Genomic DNA, 16,408 nt, shown 5'->3' with positions numbered 1-16,408 from the left:
GGGCGGGCACAGCAGGCGGTGTAGCGGGACGAGGTAAGGTTCAAGGGTACAACCGACTGTGCGGCCATATCTGTATTACAAGGGGTACATCATGGCGGTCGCGGATGTCTATCTCATATACGAGGGGTACCGAGTCCAAGTATCGTGCTCTGAAAACGGCTTGACCCCATTGCGGTTATGCCGCTCCCGCGCTCCTATACCTGCTGCAGGAACCCCTCATACACGAGATAGATGTTCGCAAACAGGCGAAAGTACCCCTTGTAGCGCAGATAGCACGGCCAGACGCCCATCCATCGTAATAATAAGGACAGCGGAGCTCATGATGATCATCAGAACGACGGGCACCGCGAAGGACAACCATCGGAGAACAGCGGAATCCCCAAGCTGAAATCGTCAGCGGAATCCACAACAACCGTAGAGAACGATGAATCCCATGGACGACAACCGTCAGAGGAGCGCGAGCGCGAAGTCGACGAGGAGCTTGATGCCGTAGAGGGTGATGACGCCGCCGCACACGCGGTTGAGGACGTCGATGACCTTCGGGCTGAACTTGTGGGCGAACGCGTTGACGATGAGCGTCACGCCGAGGAACCACAGTACGGATGCGGTCTCCACGCCGGTGATGAACGGCGTGGTCTGGCCGGCGTTGAGCGTGGCGGCGAAGGCGCCGAGCATGAGCGTGCCGTCGATGATGGCCTGCGGATTGAACCACGTGACCGCGCAGGCGGTGCCGATGGTGTCGAGCAGGCCGCGCACGCCGAGCCGCTTGGCGGGGGCGACGGTCTGCACGGAGGATGCGGCGGCGGCCTGCGTCGCCGGACCGTTCCCATCATCCGGTTTCCCGGTCTTCCCCGTCTTGCCGGACCGGCGCTTCGGCAGGACCAGCCCCATGCCGATGCGCACGACGACCAGTCCGCCGAGCCCCAGCACGATGGTCTCGAGCCACGGGTGCGCCTGCATGAGGGCACCGACACCGAAGAAGCAGGAGAGACTCAGCGCCATGTCGAAGCAGATGACGATGAACGCGGTGATCAGGGCGTTGCGACGCGTGCGCGTCAACGCCGAGTTGATGACGAACAGATTCTGCATGCCGATCGGTGCGATGTACGCCAAACCCATCGTCAGTCCTTGAATGTACAGACCCATCGACGTCTCTTCTTTCCTGATTCCTCATGTTTGGCTGGGCTATCACCACCCAACCAAAACCAGCCAAACCATGTTCGACCGGCTTTCCTCTGCAGGCCGCGATTCCCACAAACCCGCTTCATTCCAATGCCATTGCCCTATGGTACGCATCGGATTACACTTGACAACCAGCCAAGATAGTTCGCCATTACCCAGCCAAACAGGTCGTGATGGATGGACGAACGGGAGCCTCCCCTCAGTCCGCATTCCCGCCGGCTTCCCCTCGGCGGGAGGGAGCCGGAGGCCAGGCACGGAATCGGGGACCGGTCAGCGTCCGGGCACGAAACCGGGAACCAATCGACGCCCGGCCGAAGCCCCGCGAATCGGTACCCCAACGAATCGGCAATTGAACGAAAGGATCCGCATATGGCACGCAGCGCGCCGCTCGACATCGCCTGGGCACCGGACCGCACGTCCAGCACGCCGGTCACGGACCAGATCGTAGGATTCATGTGCGAGCGCATCTCCTCCGGCGCATGGCCGATCGGCTCACGCCTGCCCAGCCAGCGCGCGATGGCCGAACGGTTCGGCGTGAACCGGTCGACCGTCATCGCGGCCATCGAGGAGCTCGCCGACTACGGCATCGTGGAGGGCCGGCGCGGCGCAGGCACGCGCATCGTGAGCAACACGTGGTCGCTGATGCTCCCCGGCGCGCCCGATTGGGCCGACTACGTCTCATCCGGGTTCTTCAAGGCGAACAACACCACCATCCAGACCATCAACCGTCTGGAGTTCGACCATACGAAGACGCGCATCGGCACCGGCGAGATCGATCCGCGGCTCTTCCCACGCGACATGTGGCGCCGGGTGGCGCGCGAGGCCGCCGACGAGATCGACTCGCTCGGCTATCCGCCGCCCGAAGGCCTGGACGTGCTGCGCGAGGCGATCGCCGTGCACATGCGCGATTGGGGCGTCACGTGCCGTCCGGAGGAGGTGCTCGTCTCCTCCGGCGCTCTGCAGGGATTGCAGATGATCTCGGTGAGTCTGCTGTCGTCCGGTTCGACGGTCTATGCGGAGGCGCCGAGCTACATCAAGTCGCTGCAGGTGTTCCAATCGGCCGGCATGCGGCTCGCCGGCGTGCCGATGGACAAGTACGGCCTCGACACGGATGCCCTCGGCCGGATGCTGGGCGAGGGTGCCGGCGAAGACGCCGACGGCGGGCGCGTCTCCACGGGCCCCGGCGCGGCCTTGGCGCCCGGCATGTCCCGCGCGTCAGCCGCCCGGACCGGCGGCTCGGTGCTGTACACGATTCCGACGAACCACAATCCCACCGGCCGTACGATGCCCGAACAGCGCCGTCACGCGCTCATCGAGGCATGCGTGGCGAACCGCCTGCCGATCATCGAGGATTGCGCGTATCAGGACCTCGTCTTCGAGGGCGAATCGCCGCGCGCGCTCAAGAGCTTCGACGAGAACGGCATGGTCATCACGCTCGGCAGCGCGTCGAAGTCGCTCGCGCCGGGCCTGCGAATCGGCTGGGTCGTGGCGGACGAGCGCATCGTGCACCGTCTGGCCGACGTGAAGATGCAGATGGATTACGGCGCGAGCGCGCTCAGCCAATGGGTGTTCGCACGGTTCCTGACGAGCGGGCTGTACGCCGAATATCTGGAGGGTCTGCGCATGGAGCTCAGGCGCCGGCGCGACGCCGCGTTGGAGACGTTGGACCGTCTGTTCGCAGGTCGCGCGCGGTGGAACGTGCCACGCGGCGGCTTCTACATCTGGCTCACGTTCGATGAGCCGGTGCGCATGGGGCGTCTGTTCCAGCGAGCCATCGACCATGGCGTGCTGCTGAATCCGGGCGACATCTATGATTTCCAGGGCGACAACGCGCTGCGCCTGAGCTACGCGTACACCACGCCGGAGGAGTTCGCGGCCGCGGCGCAGACGCTTGCCGAGCTGGTGTGACGCCCTGGAGCCCCGGAAGCCCCAAAGCAGCGGCAATCAGCCGAGCTTGGCCAACTCCTCCGGGGAGAGCTCGAGCCGGTCGGCCTTGAGCGAATCGAGGATGGTCTCCGGACGGTGCGCGCCGGGGATGACGAACATGTGGTCGCCCTTGGCGAGCTCCCAGGCGAGCACAACCTGCTGGTAGCTCACGCCGTGGGCGGCGGCCACCTCGCGGAACGGATCGAACTTCGTCTCGTCGTACGGGTGGCGGTAGCCGCCGAGCGGGCTCCAGCACACGAACGCGAGGCCGAGCTTGGCGCAGTAGTCGAGCGTGTCCTGGGTGTCGAGGTGGATCGGCGAGTACTGGTTCTGCACGGCGACGAGCCTGTCGCCGAGGATCGAACGCGCGATGTCCAGCTGCTCGATGGTCACGTTGGAGACGCCGGCGACGCGCGCCACGCCTTCGTCGACAAGCTGCTTCAACGCTTCGACGGACTCGTTGTACGGCACTTCCGGATCGTGGCGGTGCAGGTAGAGCAGGTCGATGGTGTCGACGCCGAGCGCCATGGCGGATTCCTTGCCGTAGCGCAGCAGGTGTTCGGGCTTGCCGTCGCGCGGCCAGACGGGCTTGTCTCCGTCCCACGCGCGGCGCAGGCCGATCTTCGTGGCGACGGTGACCTCTTCGCGCGGGCCCTTCCACGTGTCGAGGGCCTCGCGCACGAGCTTTTCGCCGGTCTGTTCCTCTTCGCCGGGCGTGTAGTAGGCCCATGCGGTGTCGATGTGGCGGCAGCCGGCGTCGAGGGAGGCGTGGAGGGTTTCGATGCCGACGTCGTGTCCGCGGTTGTTTTCGATGGTGAGAGGCATTTCGCCATGCCCGATGGCGGTGGTGGAGTAGGGTCCGAGGTTGCGGTACAGCGCCATGTGCGTTCCTTCCTATGTGCGATGCCGTGTGGTTCCGCGTGATGCCGCGGGGGTTTCGTCAGGCGGTTTCGCCGGTCTGCCGGTCCGTTTCCAGCGTAGGCAGTGCGTTGGATTTCGCGTGCGCGCGGGCTTTGGTCAGTCCGTCCAGCGCGTATTGGAGGCGTCCGATCTCCCGTTGGAGTTCGCCGATGCGTTGGGCCTGCTGGGCGATGACGGCGTCGCGTGGGTCGGTGTCGGCGGAGGTGAGGGCGAGGAAGTATTCGCAGAGCAGCGCCTGCGGATCCTGCATGACCGTCCGCCCTTCCACTGCGGCATATGATGCCGCGGACGTCCGAAACCGTTCCGCGATGGTGTGCGTCTGCCTGCCCGCGGCATGCGTGTCGCCCGCCGCGCCGCCACCCGCCGCGCCGTCGACGGCGGCGCACCAGCGGCTCTGCTTGATGCCTTCCTGCAGTGGTTTCGGGAGTTGCTGCCGCCACCGTGCGAAGCAGCGTTCGATGCGTTTGCGGCCGATGACCTCCGGTCCGAGGCCAGCTTCGCGGAATATCGTGACCGGGGATTCGCCCCTCAAGTAGCGGCGCATGCATTCGTCGCGGAATGCGGGTTCGTATCGGATGCGCCCCATGCTCACGCTGTGTACTGCAGACAGTCCGTTGAGGTAGCTGAGTTCTTCGTCCGTGAAATCCGCCATAGGCGCCTCCTCCGTGTGCGCGACGCATCGTCCGTGCGATCCGCCGCCGCCCCACCGGTGTACCAATCGACTTCATGCCGGAGGTGTCATGTGGGGTGGCGTGTCGTTCACCTGGTCCGATGCACCGCTTCCGACCGTGTCGGATGTGGTGATGAACGCCCCCGACCCGAATATCCCCATTATCGGGGGCATTCGGGTCGGGGGTACAACGCTTGCGTCACTATACACCGAGAAGATGGAAGATGCGGCATCCAGCATGCCTTGCGCTCACGGATTCTCTATGCGGGCGGACGATGGGGCCGGAACGCACGAAGCCCCGACTCCCCCTACGTCGGGGAATCGGGGCTTCGTCAGGTCGGCCTCACCGGGGCCTCGGCCGCGCTATCGGCGAGGCCGACGGCCGGGGCTATCGGCGCGTCGCTCAGCGACGGTGGCGTCCCGCGCCGGCGGCGGCCGTCGGACGCATGCGGCGCGTGGCGAGGACCGTGACGCCTCCGCCGAGCACGAGCACGGCGAGCGCGGCGAGACCCGTGATGCCTGCGCCGGTCTTGGCCAGCGGCGGCGTGTACGTGTTCTCGAACGAGGGCGCCTTGTGGTCGGTGCCGAACAGGCCGGACGACCATGCGGCGGTGGCGGTCATCGTGCCGTCGAGGTTGTCCTTGACGGTGACCTTCGCGGTGTACACGGTGGTGTCGTAGGTGACGCCGTCGGCGTCGCCCTTGACTTCACGGACGGTGTACTCGTACTCGCCGGCCTTGTCGAACGTGACGGGCGTGAACGCGATCTTGCCGTCCGCCGAGTTCTTCGCGGTCTGGACGGTCTTGCCGTCCGCGTCGCGCAGCTCGAACGTGAATTCGCCGTCCTTGAGGTCGCGGCCCTTGAGGGTCTTGGCGGCCTCGAACGTGAATGCGGTGGGCGCGGGCGCGTACGTGTTGGCGAACACGGCATCCTCGTCCTTGACGGGCGTGGACTCGACCTTACCGTCCGTACCGTCCGAACCGTCGACGGCCTGCGCGGTGCGCGTGATCGCGTGCGTGGCGGTCATCGTACCGTCGTGGTTGTCCTTGACGGTGACGGTGACGGTGTAGACGGTGTCGTCGTAGGTCACGCCGCCGAGGTCGCCGGCGGTTTCGCGCACGGTGTACGCGTAGGTGCCGGGCTTGTCGTACGTGATCTCGCCGAACGCGACCTTGCCGTCGGCGGCGTTCGTGACGGTCTTGACGCCGTCCTTCGCGCCTTCCGGCATCGGGGCGACGGCGCCGTCGGCGCCGGTCGCGCCGGTGAGGGTGAACGTGAATTCGCCCTTGTTGAGCGCGCGGCCGTCGAGCGTCTTGGTGAAGTCGAACGCGTCGGTGGTGGTGCCGCCGGAGTACGTGTTCGTGAAGCTGAACAGCGCGCCGGTGGCGGGGGACGCGGTGGCGCTCATCGTGCCGTCGCCGTTGTCGTGCAGCGTGACGGTGAATTCGCGCGTGAGGTCCGCGTCGTTCGTGACGCCCGCGACGTCGCCGGATTCGGTGACGGTGTACGTGAGCGTGCGGTCGGTCTGACCCGCGAGGTCGGCGAAGTGGTAGACGACCTTGCCGAAGTCGACGTTGCCGGCGTCATCGTTCTGCGCGGTGAGTTCGGTCTCGTCGGTGGTCTTGCCGTCCGTGCCGAGCACGTGCAGCGGCGCGCCGTCCTTGCCCTTGAGCGTGAACGTGAACTTGCCCTTGAGCTGGGCGAGGGTGGTGTCGTAGTCGCCGTCCTCGAGCAGCTTCACGCCCTTGAACTCGATGGGGGTGGAGTCCGTGGTGGTGTAGTTGTTCTCGAAGGCGAGTCCGCCGTTGCCGTCCGCATCCGCGTCGAGGCCGCTCGTGGTGAGCTTGAGCGTGCCGTTGTGGTCCGGGTCCGTCACGTTCACGGTGAACGTGTGGGTGCGGGTCACGGCGGTGACGCCGCCGGGCAGGTTCGTTTCGGATTCGACGACGGTGTACGTGTGGTCCCCGAGGTCCTTGAGCGTGTAGCTCAGCGCCTTGTCGAACGTGATCGCGCCGGTCGCGTCGCTGGTGCCGGTGGAGACCGGGGTACCGGTGGCGTCCGTGCCTTCGTACACGTTGAACGTGTACTTGTCGGCGTCGGTGAGCTTGCGGCCGGTCATGGTCTTCGTGCCGGTGAGGTCCAGCGTGGCGGTGGCGGCGTACGTGTTCGTGAAGGTGAACAGCGCGGTCGTGTCGGCCGGGTTGGTGGTCACGTCGAGCGTGCCGTCGCCGGTGTCCTTCACCGTGACGGTGAAGTCGTGCGTGGTGGTCGCGTCGTTGGTGACGCCTGCGACGGTCTTGGCATCCTCCGCGACCTCATAGGTGAAGGTCTTGGAGCGGGTGCCGTCGGCCGCGGGCGTGACGCCGGCCAGGTCGGCGAGCGTGTAGTGCAGCGTGCCGAAGGAGACTGCGCCGGCCGCGGTGTTGCTCGCGGCGAGCGAGGCCTTGTCGACGAGCTTGCCCGCGTCGGAGCCGTCGCCGTCCACATGGATGGGGGCGCCGTCCTTGCCGGTAAGCGTGAACGCGAACTTGCCGCCGAAGCTGGACGTGTAGTCCTTGCCGTCGTCACCCTTCACCTGCTTCGTGCCGGCGATGGCCGTGGAGCCGGCTGCCGAGTACGTGTTGGTGAAGGTCGGCTGCTGGACGCCGGACTTGCCGTCGACCTTCACCGTGGTGGTGAGTTTGCCGTTGCCGGCGTTGGTGACGGTCACCGTGTAGGTGTGGCTGGCGGGGTCGTAGGTGACGCCGGGCAGCTTGTCCTTGTCGGCGGGAGTGACCTCGTTGACGGTGTAAGTGAACGTCTTCGACTTCGCGCCGCCCAGGTCGCCCAGCTTGTAGGCGATTGGGTCGAACGTCACGGAACCATCGGTCTTGGCCGCCTTGGTCTGGAGGACCTTGCCGTTCGTGGTCGCGCCTTCGTGCAGCTGGAACGTGAAGTCGTTCTCCAGGATCGGGCGGGCAGAGCCGTCCGCGTTCTTGAACGCCTTCTTCGCGCCGAGCGTGGCCGCGCCGGTGGCGTTGTAGGTGTTCGTGAACTCGGCGGTGTCGGTGCCGCTGTTCGCGTCGGTGACGGTGGCCTTGAGCGCGCCGGTCGTCTTGTCGAGCGTCACCTTGACCTGCACGTACTGCCACGTGTGGTCGTAGGTCACGCCGTTCTTGACGTCGTTCACGGCGTCGGCGGGCACGACCTCTCGGATGGAGTACATGTGCGTGCCGACCGTGTCGAAGTCGAGCTTGTCGAAGGTCACGTCGCCGTTCGCGGCGTTGGTCTTCGTCTGGAGCAGCTTCGTCTGGTCGCCGTCGCCGAACTGGGTGCCGTCGTACAGCTGGAACGTGAACTCGCCGTCCTTGAGCATTGCACCGTTCAGGGTCTTGTGGGCCTTGAGCTGCGCGTCGACCTTGGTGGGCGTGTACGTGTTCGTGAACACGGGGCGTCCGGTGTCGATCTTGTCGTCCGTGACCGGGTCGCCGTTCTTGTCCTTGAACGTGGGGGCGACGACGAGGTAGCCGTTGGCGTCCACGGAGACCGTGACGTCGACCGTGTAGACGGTGTCGTCATAGGTCATGCCGGCTTCGGAACCCTTGACCTCGGCGATTCGGTAGCTGTAGGTCTTCGGGTCGCCGTTGGCGGCGAGGTCGGCATCGGTGTACTGCACGTCCTTGAACGCGGCCTCACCATTGCCGGCGTTCTCGGCCTTGAGGCTCGTGACGTCCTTCAACGTGCCGTCGGCGCCGAACACGTGGAGCGGCGCGCCGTCGACCGGCGTGAGCGTGAACTGGAACTTGCCGGCGGCGAGCGGGTTGGCGCCGCTCTGGTCGGTGTAGCGCTTGACCACCTTCGGGCTCCAGTTCTGGGAGAGCTTCGCGTACGTGTTGGTGATCGTCGCGACCGGCTCGCCGGCAGCGGGATCGGCCTTGACGGCCTTGCCCTGCTTGGCGTTCGGATCGACCTTGGAGACGAGCTCCATGACGGTCTTGGCGGCCAGCTGGCCGTTGCCGTCGTCGGTCACGGTGACGGTGGCGCGGTACAGGTCGGTGGAGTAGCTGACGCCGGGGATGGCGTCGTCCGCCGAGGGCTGGACCTCGCTGATGTTGTACACGTAGGTGCCGGCCTTCGTGTAGGTCATCTCGCCGAAGCCGAACACGTCGCCGTTGGTGGCGGTGTGCGTGAGCACGCCGTCCTGGGCGCCGGCCGGCATGGGGATGTCGGCCTTGGCGACGGACGACTTGTCGACGGCGAGCTTGCCGCTCACGGCTTCGAGCTTGAAGTCGAAGTGGTCGGTGCCGTCGGTCTTCCACTCGCGGCCGTCGAGCTGCTTCTTCGCGTGCAGTTCGGCGGTGGCGGGCGTGGGCGTGTACACGTTGTTGAACGCGGCGCCCTCGGAGTTGGGGTCGTCGGACGTGCTCGGGTCGCCGTCGCTGATCGCGTAGCTGGTCTGCAACGTGCCGCTGCCGGTGTCCTTGACGGTCACTTCGACCGTGCGGGTCGTGGTGTCGTAGGCGATGCCGTCCTTCACGTCGCCGGCCTTGGCGGGCTGGCCGTCGGGACCGAGTTCGGCCACCGTGTAGGTCAGGTTCCAGGTCTTCGTGGCGGCGTCATACGTGGCGTAGCCGTCCTTGACCGCCTGCTCGAGCGTGGCGGGCGTGTAGTCGATCCAGTCGAAGGTGATGTGGCCGGAGGCTTCGCCTGCCGTCGGCGCGATGTTCGTCTTGGTCTGGATCGGCGTCTTGCCGTCCGTGACGTCGCCCTGGTACAGGCCGAAGGTGTACTCCTCCGCCTTGAGCGCCGGGGCGGCGACGCCGTCCGCGGCGGTGATCTTCTTGTGCAGCAGGAAGAACGCGTGTCCGGCGGGCGCGTAGACGTTGGTGAAGCCGACCTTGTCGGCCAGTGTCTTGTCGGCGTCGGCCGTCGCGCTGGAGTTGTCGTAGGTGGTGGAGGCGATGAGCGTGCCGTCGCCGTTGTCCTTCACCGTGACGGTGACGTATCCGACGTGCTCGTCCTTCTGCGTGCCGTCCTTCACGGTGCCGGTCTCGGTGACCGCGAACTTGAAGACGCCGGGCTTGGTGAAGTGGAGGCCGTCGAAGCTGAAGCCTTCGGGCGTGCCGTCCTTCGCGTTCGCGACGGTGGTCTCGAGCGTGTCGGCCTTCGTGTCGGAGCCGAGGACGATGGAGTCGTCCTTCAGGCCGGCGCGGGCGGCCTTGGCGGCGTCCGTGTTGTCGGAGGCGGCGGCGAGACGGAACGTGAACGTCTCGTTCTGGTCCATGTCGCGGCCGGTCAGGGTCTTCTGTCCGGCGACGGAAGTGTCCACAGGGCTGAGCTTGTAGGTGTTGGAGAACACCGGGCGGCCGCCGTCGAGCTTGGAGGCGTCGACCGTGTTGCCGTCCTCGTCGAGGATGGTGGTGGTGTAGCCGAGCACCTGCTTGCCGTCCTTGTCCTCGGTGAGGCCGACCTTGACCTTCACCGTGTAGGTGGTGAGGTCGTAGGTCATGCCGTTGAGCGTGGCGGTCTTGCCGTCGGCGCTGGTCACGGCGCCTGCGGGCACGTTCTCCTTGAGCGTGTACTCGTAGGTCTTGCCGTCGTCACGCGCGGAGGTGAGCTTGATGAGGCCGAACGAGGCCACGTGGGCCGTGGTGACGTTCGCCGTGGCGGAGTCGCCGGTGGTGCCGTCGGGCAGCGGGGCGCCGTCCTTCGCGGTGAGCGTGAACGAGAACATGCCGTCGGTCAGCGGCTTGGAGCCGGTCTCGTCGGTGTACTGCTTGGTGACGAGCAGGCTGAAGTTGGCCTCCTGCGCCTTGAAGGTGTTGGTTACGGCTGCGACGTTGCCGTCGACCGCAGCGTTGCCGGCGGACGTGCCGTCGTCGTTCTGAGCCTTGGTCATGACGACGCCGCCGTTGGAGAGTTTGCCGTTGCCGTCATCGGTGATGGTGACGGTCACGTTGTACAGGGCGTTCGAATAGTCGACGCCGGGCAGGGACTGTTCGCCGCCGTCCGCGGTGGGCGTGTGCTCGAACACGGTGTAGTGGTATTCGCCGGCCCGGTCGTAGGTGATGTCGCCGAACGCGTGTTCGTCGGCGTCCTTCACCGTGAGCGAGGCGTAGCCGTTCTTCGCGTCCTTGGGCAGCGGGGCGTCCTTGGTGGGCGCGGCGGGCTGCAGGCGGAACTCGAAGGAGTCGCCGTCGCGCCATGCGCGGCCGGCGAGCGTCTTCTGCACCTTGATGGCGTTCGAGACCGTGGTCGGCGTGGGCTTGTACGTGTTGTCGAACGTCCAGTCGCCGTGGTTCTCGTCGATGCCTTCGATCTTCGCCTGGCCGCCCTTGATCTCGAGCTTGCCGGAGGCGTTCTGCTCCACGGTGAACGAGACCTTGGCGGTGCGGGTATCGACGGTCACGCCGTCGCCATCCGTACTGGTCTCTTTGACCGTGTAGGCGTAGGTGCCGGGCTCAGGGAAGGTGAAGTCGCCGAACGTGAACGGCGAGGCGCTGCCGTCGGCGCCGTCGCCGGTCTTCCGCGCGGTGGCGGTGGTGTCCTTGGGCATGGCGGCCTTAAGCGCGGCTTCGCTCACGCCCTTGCTGTTCGCCGTATCCGGCGCAAGGTCGAAGGTGAAGGCGTCGGAGTCGTTCCACGCACGGCCGGTCAGCTGCTTGTACAGCGTGACGGAACCCTTCACGGCGGCGGGCTTGCGCTCGTCGTACGCGTTGAACGACGTGCCGTCGGAGACGGTCAGGCCGAACGCCTTGGCCTTGGCAAGGGCCGCCGAGGCCTCATCGGCCTTCGTGCCGGGCAGCATGAAGTAGCGCGGCGTGGTGTCGAGCTTGTACTCGGTGCCGTCGGTGCCCTTCGGGGCCACGGTTTCCACGTAGTAGTACAGCGTGTTGGTGGCGAGCGGCTTGGCCGTGGAACCGAACGTGGCGACGCCGTTGGCGTCGGTGGTCACGTCGCCGCCCACCTTCGTGGCGGCGGCCTTCACGTCATCGAACGTGACCTTGGTGCCGGACAGCTTGTCCATGTCCACCTGATAGAGCGCGAACTTCGCGCCGGCGAGCTTGCGGGACAGGTCGGACGCGTCGGTCTTGGTGATGGAGATCACACCGGCGGCGCCTTCGGTGCTGGAGGTCGGATTGCTGACGGTCCAGTTCTTGTCGTTGACGGATTCGCCGCCGGCCACGCCTTCGAGCGTGGCGGTGTTCTTCAGGTTCACCTTGTCGCCGGGCTTGCCGTTGGGCTTGACGTCATAGGTCACGGTGACGGGCGTGGAGTCCGGCAGGGTGAGCGTGAGCTTGGTGGCGGGTTTGCCGTCCACGGTCACGTCCTCCACCTTGGTCGGCACGATGAGCGTGGCACCGGTGGTGCTGTTGACGACGGTGAGCGAGCCGGGCAGGAACGTGCCTTCGGGGTCCATCGTGTCGGTGAGGGTGACGGTGTCGGCGTTCTTGACGAGGTCGGCGCCTTCCGGGTTCACCTTGATGGTGTAGCGCACGTGGTTCACGTCTTTGACCTGTACGGCGGACTTGTCGATGACCTTGCTGCTGCCGGTCACGGTGCTGGAATCCTCGCCGAAGTGGGTGCTGCCGGAGTCGGCGGTGGCCTTGTTGGTGAAGGCGACCTCCTGACCGGTGCCCTTGGCGGCGGTCTGGTACGAAAGCGTCGCGAACGCCTTGTCGGAGCCGTCCATCTGGATGACGCCGTCGGTGGGGATCGTGAACGTGAGCGTGCCGTTCGCGTTCGTCATGACATCGTCGAGCTTTCCGTTGACGGCGCCGTTGTCAGTGTCGGTGGCTTTCGGTTTCCATCCGGCCTGCACCTTGTAGGTGCCGCCGGGCACGTAGCTCATGCCTTGCGGGAGGGTGTCGTTGACGACGATCGGCTGGCCGTTGAGTTCGGTCTTGCCGACGCCGTTGTACGGGTCGTTGTCCTCGTTGACGGTCACCTTCCACGTGGCGACCCACGCGCCCTTGGTGGTGTCGTTCGGGTCGATGGTCGACTAGTCGAAGTCCTTGTCCCACTTCATCGAGCCGGTCTTGGAGACGAGGTTCGTGTTCTCGATCTCGTAGGAGTCGCTGGCGGAGGTGGTCTTGCCGTTGACCTTCACGCTGGCCGTGTTCTTGTACGTGCCGGGCGTCTTGTCGCCGGTGGTGGAGTACGTGACGGTCACGTCCTGCTTGCCGACGGCGGCCTTGAGCGCGTCGGTCACCTTGAACGTGATGGTGAACTGGTCGTTGGTCTTGTTGAAGGACAGCGTGTAGTCGGTGTCCTTGACGAGCGTCGTGCCGCCGAGGGTGAGCGTCGGTTCGCCGTCGAACGTGAACGTGGCGCCGTCGGGCTCGGAGAGCTTGTCGGTGAACGTCACCTTGGACGGGTCGGTGCCGGCGGCCATCTTGGAGAATTCGACGGTGGACGTCCACGTGGCCTTACCGTCCTTGGCGATGTCGGTCTCGTCGGTGTCGAGCTTCTTGGTGACGTATGTGTTGTTGTCCTTCGGCGTGTAGGAGCCGTCGTCGCTGCCGCCGGGGTGCTTGTCGTCAGGCGGAGTCACTTCGGCGTGGTTGTCCACTGTGGCGGTCGACGAGGCGTCGTCGAGCGCGGTGTGGTATTCGATGGTGTACTGCTGCGCGCCGGCGTCGGCCGGGAACGTGTAGCTGAAGTCCTTGGCCGAGCCGTCGAGCTTGCCGGTGGCCACCGTGTTCCCGTCGGCGTCCTTCACGGTGTAGGAGCCGGTGTAGTGCTGGCCGTCCTTGATGGAGTCCTTGAACACGTAGTTGCCCATGTCCGCCTTGAGGTTGCCGGAATTGAGCTTGACGGTCCACTTGATGTCGGAGGCGGTGCCGGAGCCGTTGGACTTCTGCACCATCTTGTAGCTGAGGTTCGGGGTGACGTCGGCCTCGCCGGGCTTGTCGGCGCCGTCCCACGTCCAGTTGGCGGTGTTCTGGGCGTCGTTGAGCTTCTCGCCGTTGGCGAGCTTCTGCTTGGCCTCGTCGGTGAGCTGCGCCTTGTAGGTGAGCTGGTAGCCGTTCTTGTCGGCCTTGGCGAGGTCGCCGAGGTCGATGGTGGCCTTCTGGCCGTCGATGGTGGCGTTGACGTCCTTCCCGTCGAGCTGGAAGCTGCCGGGCACGAAGGTGAAGTTGGAGCCCATGGTGTCGGTGACGACCATGTTCTTCACGGCGAACTGGGGCTTGAGGGTGACGGTGAACGTGACGGTGCCGTCGTCGTTGACCTCATAGTCCTTCTCGCCGCTCACCTTGGACTTGTCGATGGTGATAGTGATGTCGCCGCCACCACCGGGGAAGTGGATGTCCTCCTTGTCGCCGTCGCCGCCGGCGTCCTCACCGAGCGTGAAGTCGAAGCTCACATAGGAGGAGATGTCGGAGGGGTGGCTGTTGAGCCAGTCCTCGTTCCAGTGCGCGGTGACCACGCCGTCCTTGATCTCCCAAGTGCCGGCCACGTTGCCGTCCTTGTCGTACAGCAGCGCGGACTTCGTGTCCTTCACCTGGATGTTCTTCGGGAACGTGTAGGAGCGGTTGGGGCTGGCGAGCGTGGGCTTCTGTGCGTCGGAGAAGTCGAAGCTGATCTGGCCGTAGAGCGTCTGGCCGATCGCGGCCTTGTCCGTCGCCGGATCGAACTTCTGCGTGTGGTTCTTGTCCTTGTAGACCTCGACGCTCACACCGCTGGTGACCTGCACCGCGGGAGCGTCGGGGTTGTACGTCCCCTCGGCGGCGCTGGCCGCGGGGGTGATGTTCACGCCGGTGACCAGCATGGCCACGGTGGCCAGCATGGCGATCAACGCGCGCACGACGGTATTGCTCAGTAGGCGCATCCCTACTACTCCTTCGACTTCTCTGCACAACTAGAGAGATCGCGAATTCCCCAAGACTCGTACAGACATCCCAGAGGACCCACTGGTCCCACATATGGACACCAAGCCTACCCCCCCCCCCGCGGAACATCCGACTACGTAACCCGCGGAATTGCAATGATGCAAACGATGGCAAAAATGCTTAATCGGGTTAATTCATACCCACCAATCCCCGTCACGTCGCGGAATCCGCCCGAATGACGGACGGCACTTGCAGTGCCGGAAGCGGCAAAGTTAACACGACATGAATTCTCATAATGTGAGATGATTCACATTCCTTGTCCGCCGGGAGATGCTACATCGCACCCGCAATCACACAGGCGTGAGGCGCATCTCCGCCAGTACGCCGCACAGGCCGGAACACCTCCACTCACGCGCGCAATCGTACAGGCGCGAGAGGCATCTCCACCAGTACGCCACACAGGCCGGAACACCTCCACTCACGCGCGCAATCGCACAAAGCGCAGGGCGTCCCGCGCAAGTCCGCGACACCCCACCGCACGTCCCGACCGCACACGCACATCCGCACACGCCACATGACAACCCGGTGTCCGATAAGACACCCGTCCCACCACACGCCGCACCCGACGCCCAACCCGCCGGCGCGCCGCACGCAAGTCCGCCGCAACACCACCATCCACACCCGCATGATGCGGCAACGCACAATCCCCATAACGGTGGAATACCGACATTCCCCCACCACCGCACCTTCCGCCGACCGCACCGCCCGCCGGCACGTCGCGCAGATCCACGCACGCCGCACGTTCCGCAACCGCACACGCGCATCCGTGCGCACCTCACACACGTCACATCCGCACACGCCTCATGACAACCCGGTGTCCGATAAGACACCCGTCCCGCCACAAGCCGACCGCCACACCACACATCAAGCCGCGCCACCGCACCATGCGGGTTTCACCACACCATGCAGAACAGGACACGGAACCGTTACGACCGCCGCGTCACATGACAACCCGGTGTCCGATAAAACACCCGTACCGCCGCAAGCCGTACCACATCCGCCCCGACCAACCCAGCCGCACCGCATCCATCACACCCCGCTCAACCCAATGTGTTTTGTCAAGTTGTGGTAGGCCGTTTCGGCGTTTCTTTTGGTCCAGATGAGCGGCTGGTTTTAGGCCGTTTCAGCGTTGGCCGGTCCTGTCGTTGGTTGTTGTGGTCTTATTGCATGAGGGCGTGGGTCTTGCGCCAGGATTCGCCCTCGAACCGAATCATCCTGCCGTGGTGGATGGTGCGGTCGATGATCGCGGCGGCCATGTTGGGGTCGCCGAAGATCCTGCCCCATCCGCTGAATTCGATGTTGGTGGTGTAGATGACGCTCTGGGTCTCGTACGCGTTGGTCACGACCTGGAACAGGAGCCTGCTGCCTTCCTCGTCGATGGGCACGTAGCCGAGTTCGTCGATGATGAGCAGCGGGACCTTGCCTATGGCGGCGAGTTCCCGGTCGAGACGGTTGTCCGATTGGGCGCGCAGGAGCCGCATGACCAGACCTGCCGCGGTGGAGTAGCGCACGGGGGCGCCCCTGCGGCAGGCGGCGCGGCCCAATGCGATGGCGAGGTGGGTCTTGCCGGTGCCGGGAGGGCCGAACAGGACGAGGTCGTCGTGGCCGTCGACGAAGTCGAGGGTCTCGATCTGCTCGCGCCCGTAGTCGACGGGGAAGCGGATCGGGGTCCAGTCGTACCCGTCGAGTTCCTTGTCGGCCGGGAACCCGGCCTGTTTCAGGAGCCGGGAGCGTTTGGAGCGTTCCCGGGACTCGATCTCGGCCGTCATCCATGATTCCATGAACTCCATCTGGCTTGGTGTGGCGTGGGCGAGCTGGTCGGCGAGGACCTGGCGGG

General features: G+C 65.5%; 7 protein-coding genes. 1 reads left to right on the top strand and 6 read right to left on the bottom strand.

Annotation, left to right across the window (positions count from 1 at the left end; translation table 11 throughout):
* Positions 1–447 precede the first annotated feature (447 nt).
* Positions 448–1,146 (bottom strand): LysE/ArgO family amino acid transporter, encoded by a 699-nt coding sequence (locus KIH78_RS10365; protein ID WP_219132288.1) that lies wholly within the window; start codon positions 1,144–1,146, stop codon positions 448–450.
* Positions 1,147–1,551: 405 nt separating this feature from the next.
* On the opposite strand from KIH78_RS10365, the gene KIH78_RS10360 reads away from it, so the two are divergent.
* Entirely contained in the window at positions 1,552–3,090 is a 1,539-nt protein-coding gene (locus KIH78_RS10360; protein WP_219132287.1) for an aminotransferase-like domain-containing protein, read from the top strand.
* A 36-nt stretch (positions 3,091–3,126) separates the two neighbouring features.
* On the opposite strand, the gene KIH78_RS10355 is transcribed toward KIH78_RS10360, so the two are convergent.
* From KIH78_RS10355 to istB, 5 genes are all read right to left on the bottom strand, one after another.
* Positions 3,127–3,990 (bottom strand): aldo/keto reductase, encoded by an 864-nt coding sequence (locus tag KIH78_RS10355; RefSeq protein WP_219132286.1) that lies wholly within the window; start codon positions 3,988–3,990, stop codon positions 3,127–3,129.
* A gap of 58 nt (positions 3,991–4,048) precedes the next feature.
* Complete coding sequence (locus tag KIH78_RS10350) at positions 4,049–4,681, bottom strand: hypothetical protein (protein WP_219132285.1); 633 nt, start codon at positions 4,679–4,681, stop codon at positions 4,049–4,051.
* A 421-nt stretch (positions 4,682–5,102) separates the two neighbouring features.
* Positions 5,103–12,626 (bottom strand): Spy0128 family protein, encoded by a 7,524-nt coding sequence (locus KIH78_RS10345; RefSeq protein WP_219132284.1) that lies wholly within the window; start codon positions 12,624–12,626, stop codon positions 5,103–5,105.
* 54 nt (positions 12,627–12,680) lie between these two features.
* Entirely contained in the window at positions 12,681–14,510 is a 1,830-nt protein-coding gene (locus tag KIH78_RS10340) for an isopeptide-forming domain-containing fimbrial protein (RefSeq protein WP_219132283.1), read from the bottom strand.
* A 1,221-nt stretch (positions 14,511–15,731) separates the two neighbouring features.
* A partial coding sequence (istB, locus tag KIH78_RS10335) for an IS21-like element helper ATPase IstB (RefSeq protein WP_219132282.1) occupies positions 15,732–16,408 on the bottom strand: 677 nt, incomplete at its 5' end.

Source organism: Bifidobacterium saguinibicoloris (assembly GCF_019331725.1).
Classification (GTDB): domain Bacteria; phylum Actinomycetota; class Actinomycetes; order Actinomycetales; family Bifidobacteriaceae; genus Bifidobacterium; species Bifidobacterium saguinibicoloris.
The sequence above is the reverse complement of the archived record's forward strand: the minus strand, read 5'-3'. Positions and strand labels throughout refer to the sequence as shown.

Coding starts and splice junctions, on each gene's coding strand:
- KIH78_RS10365 (WP_219132288.1), bottom strand. CDS start 1,146: ATGGGTCTGTACATTCAAGGACTGACGATGGGTTTGGCGTACATCGCA.
- KIH78_RS10360 (WP_219132287.1), top strand. CDS start 1,552: ATGGCACGCAGCGCGCCGCTCGACATCGCCTGGGCACCGGACCGCACG.
- KIH78_RS10355 (WP_219132286.1), bottom strand. CDS start 3,990: ATGGCGCTGTACCGCAACCTCGGACCCTACTCCACCACCGCCATCGGG.
- KIH78_RS10350 (WP_219132285.1), bottom strand. CDS start 4,681: ATGGCGGATTTCACGGACGAAGAACTCAGCTACCTCAACGGACTGTCT.
- KIH78_RS10340 (WP_219132283.1), bottom strand. CDS start 14,510: ATGCGCCTACTGAGCAATACCGTCGTGCGCGCGTTGATCGCCATGCTG.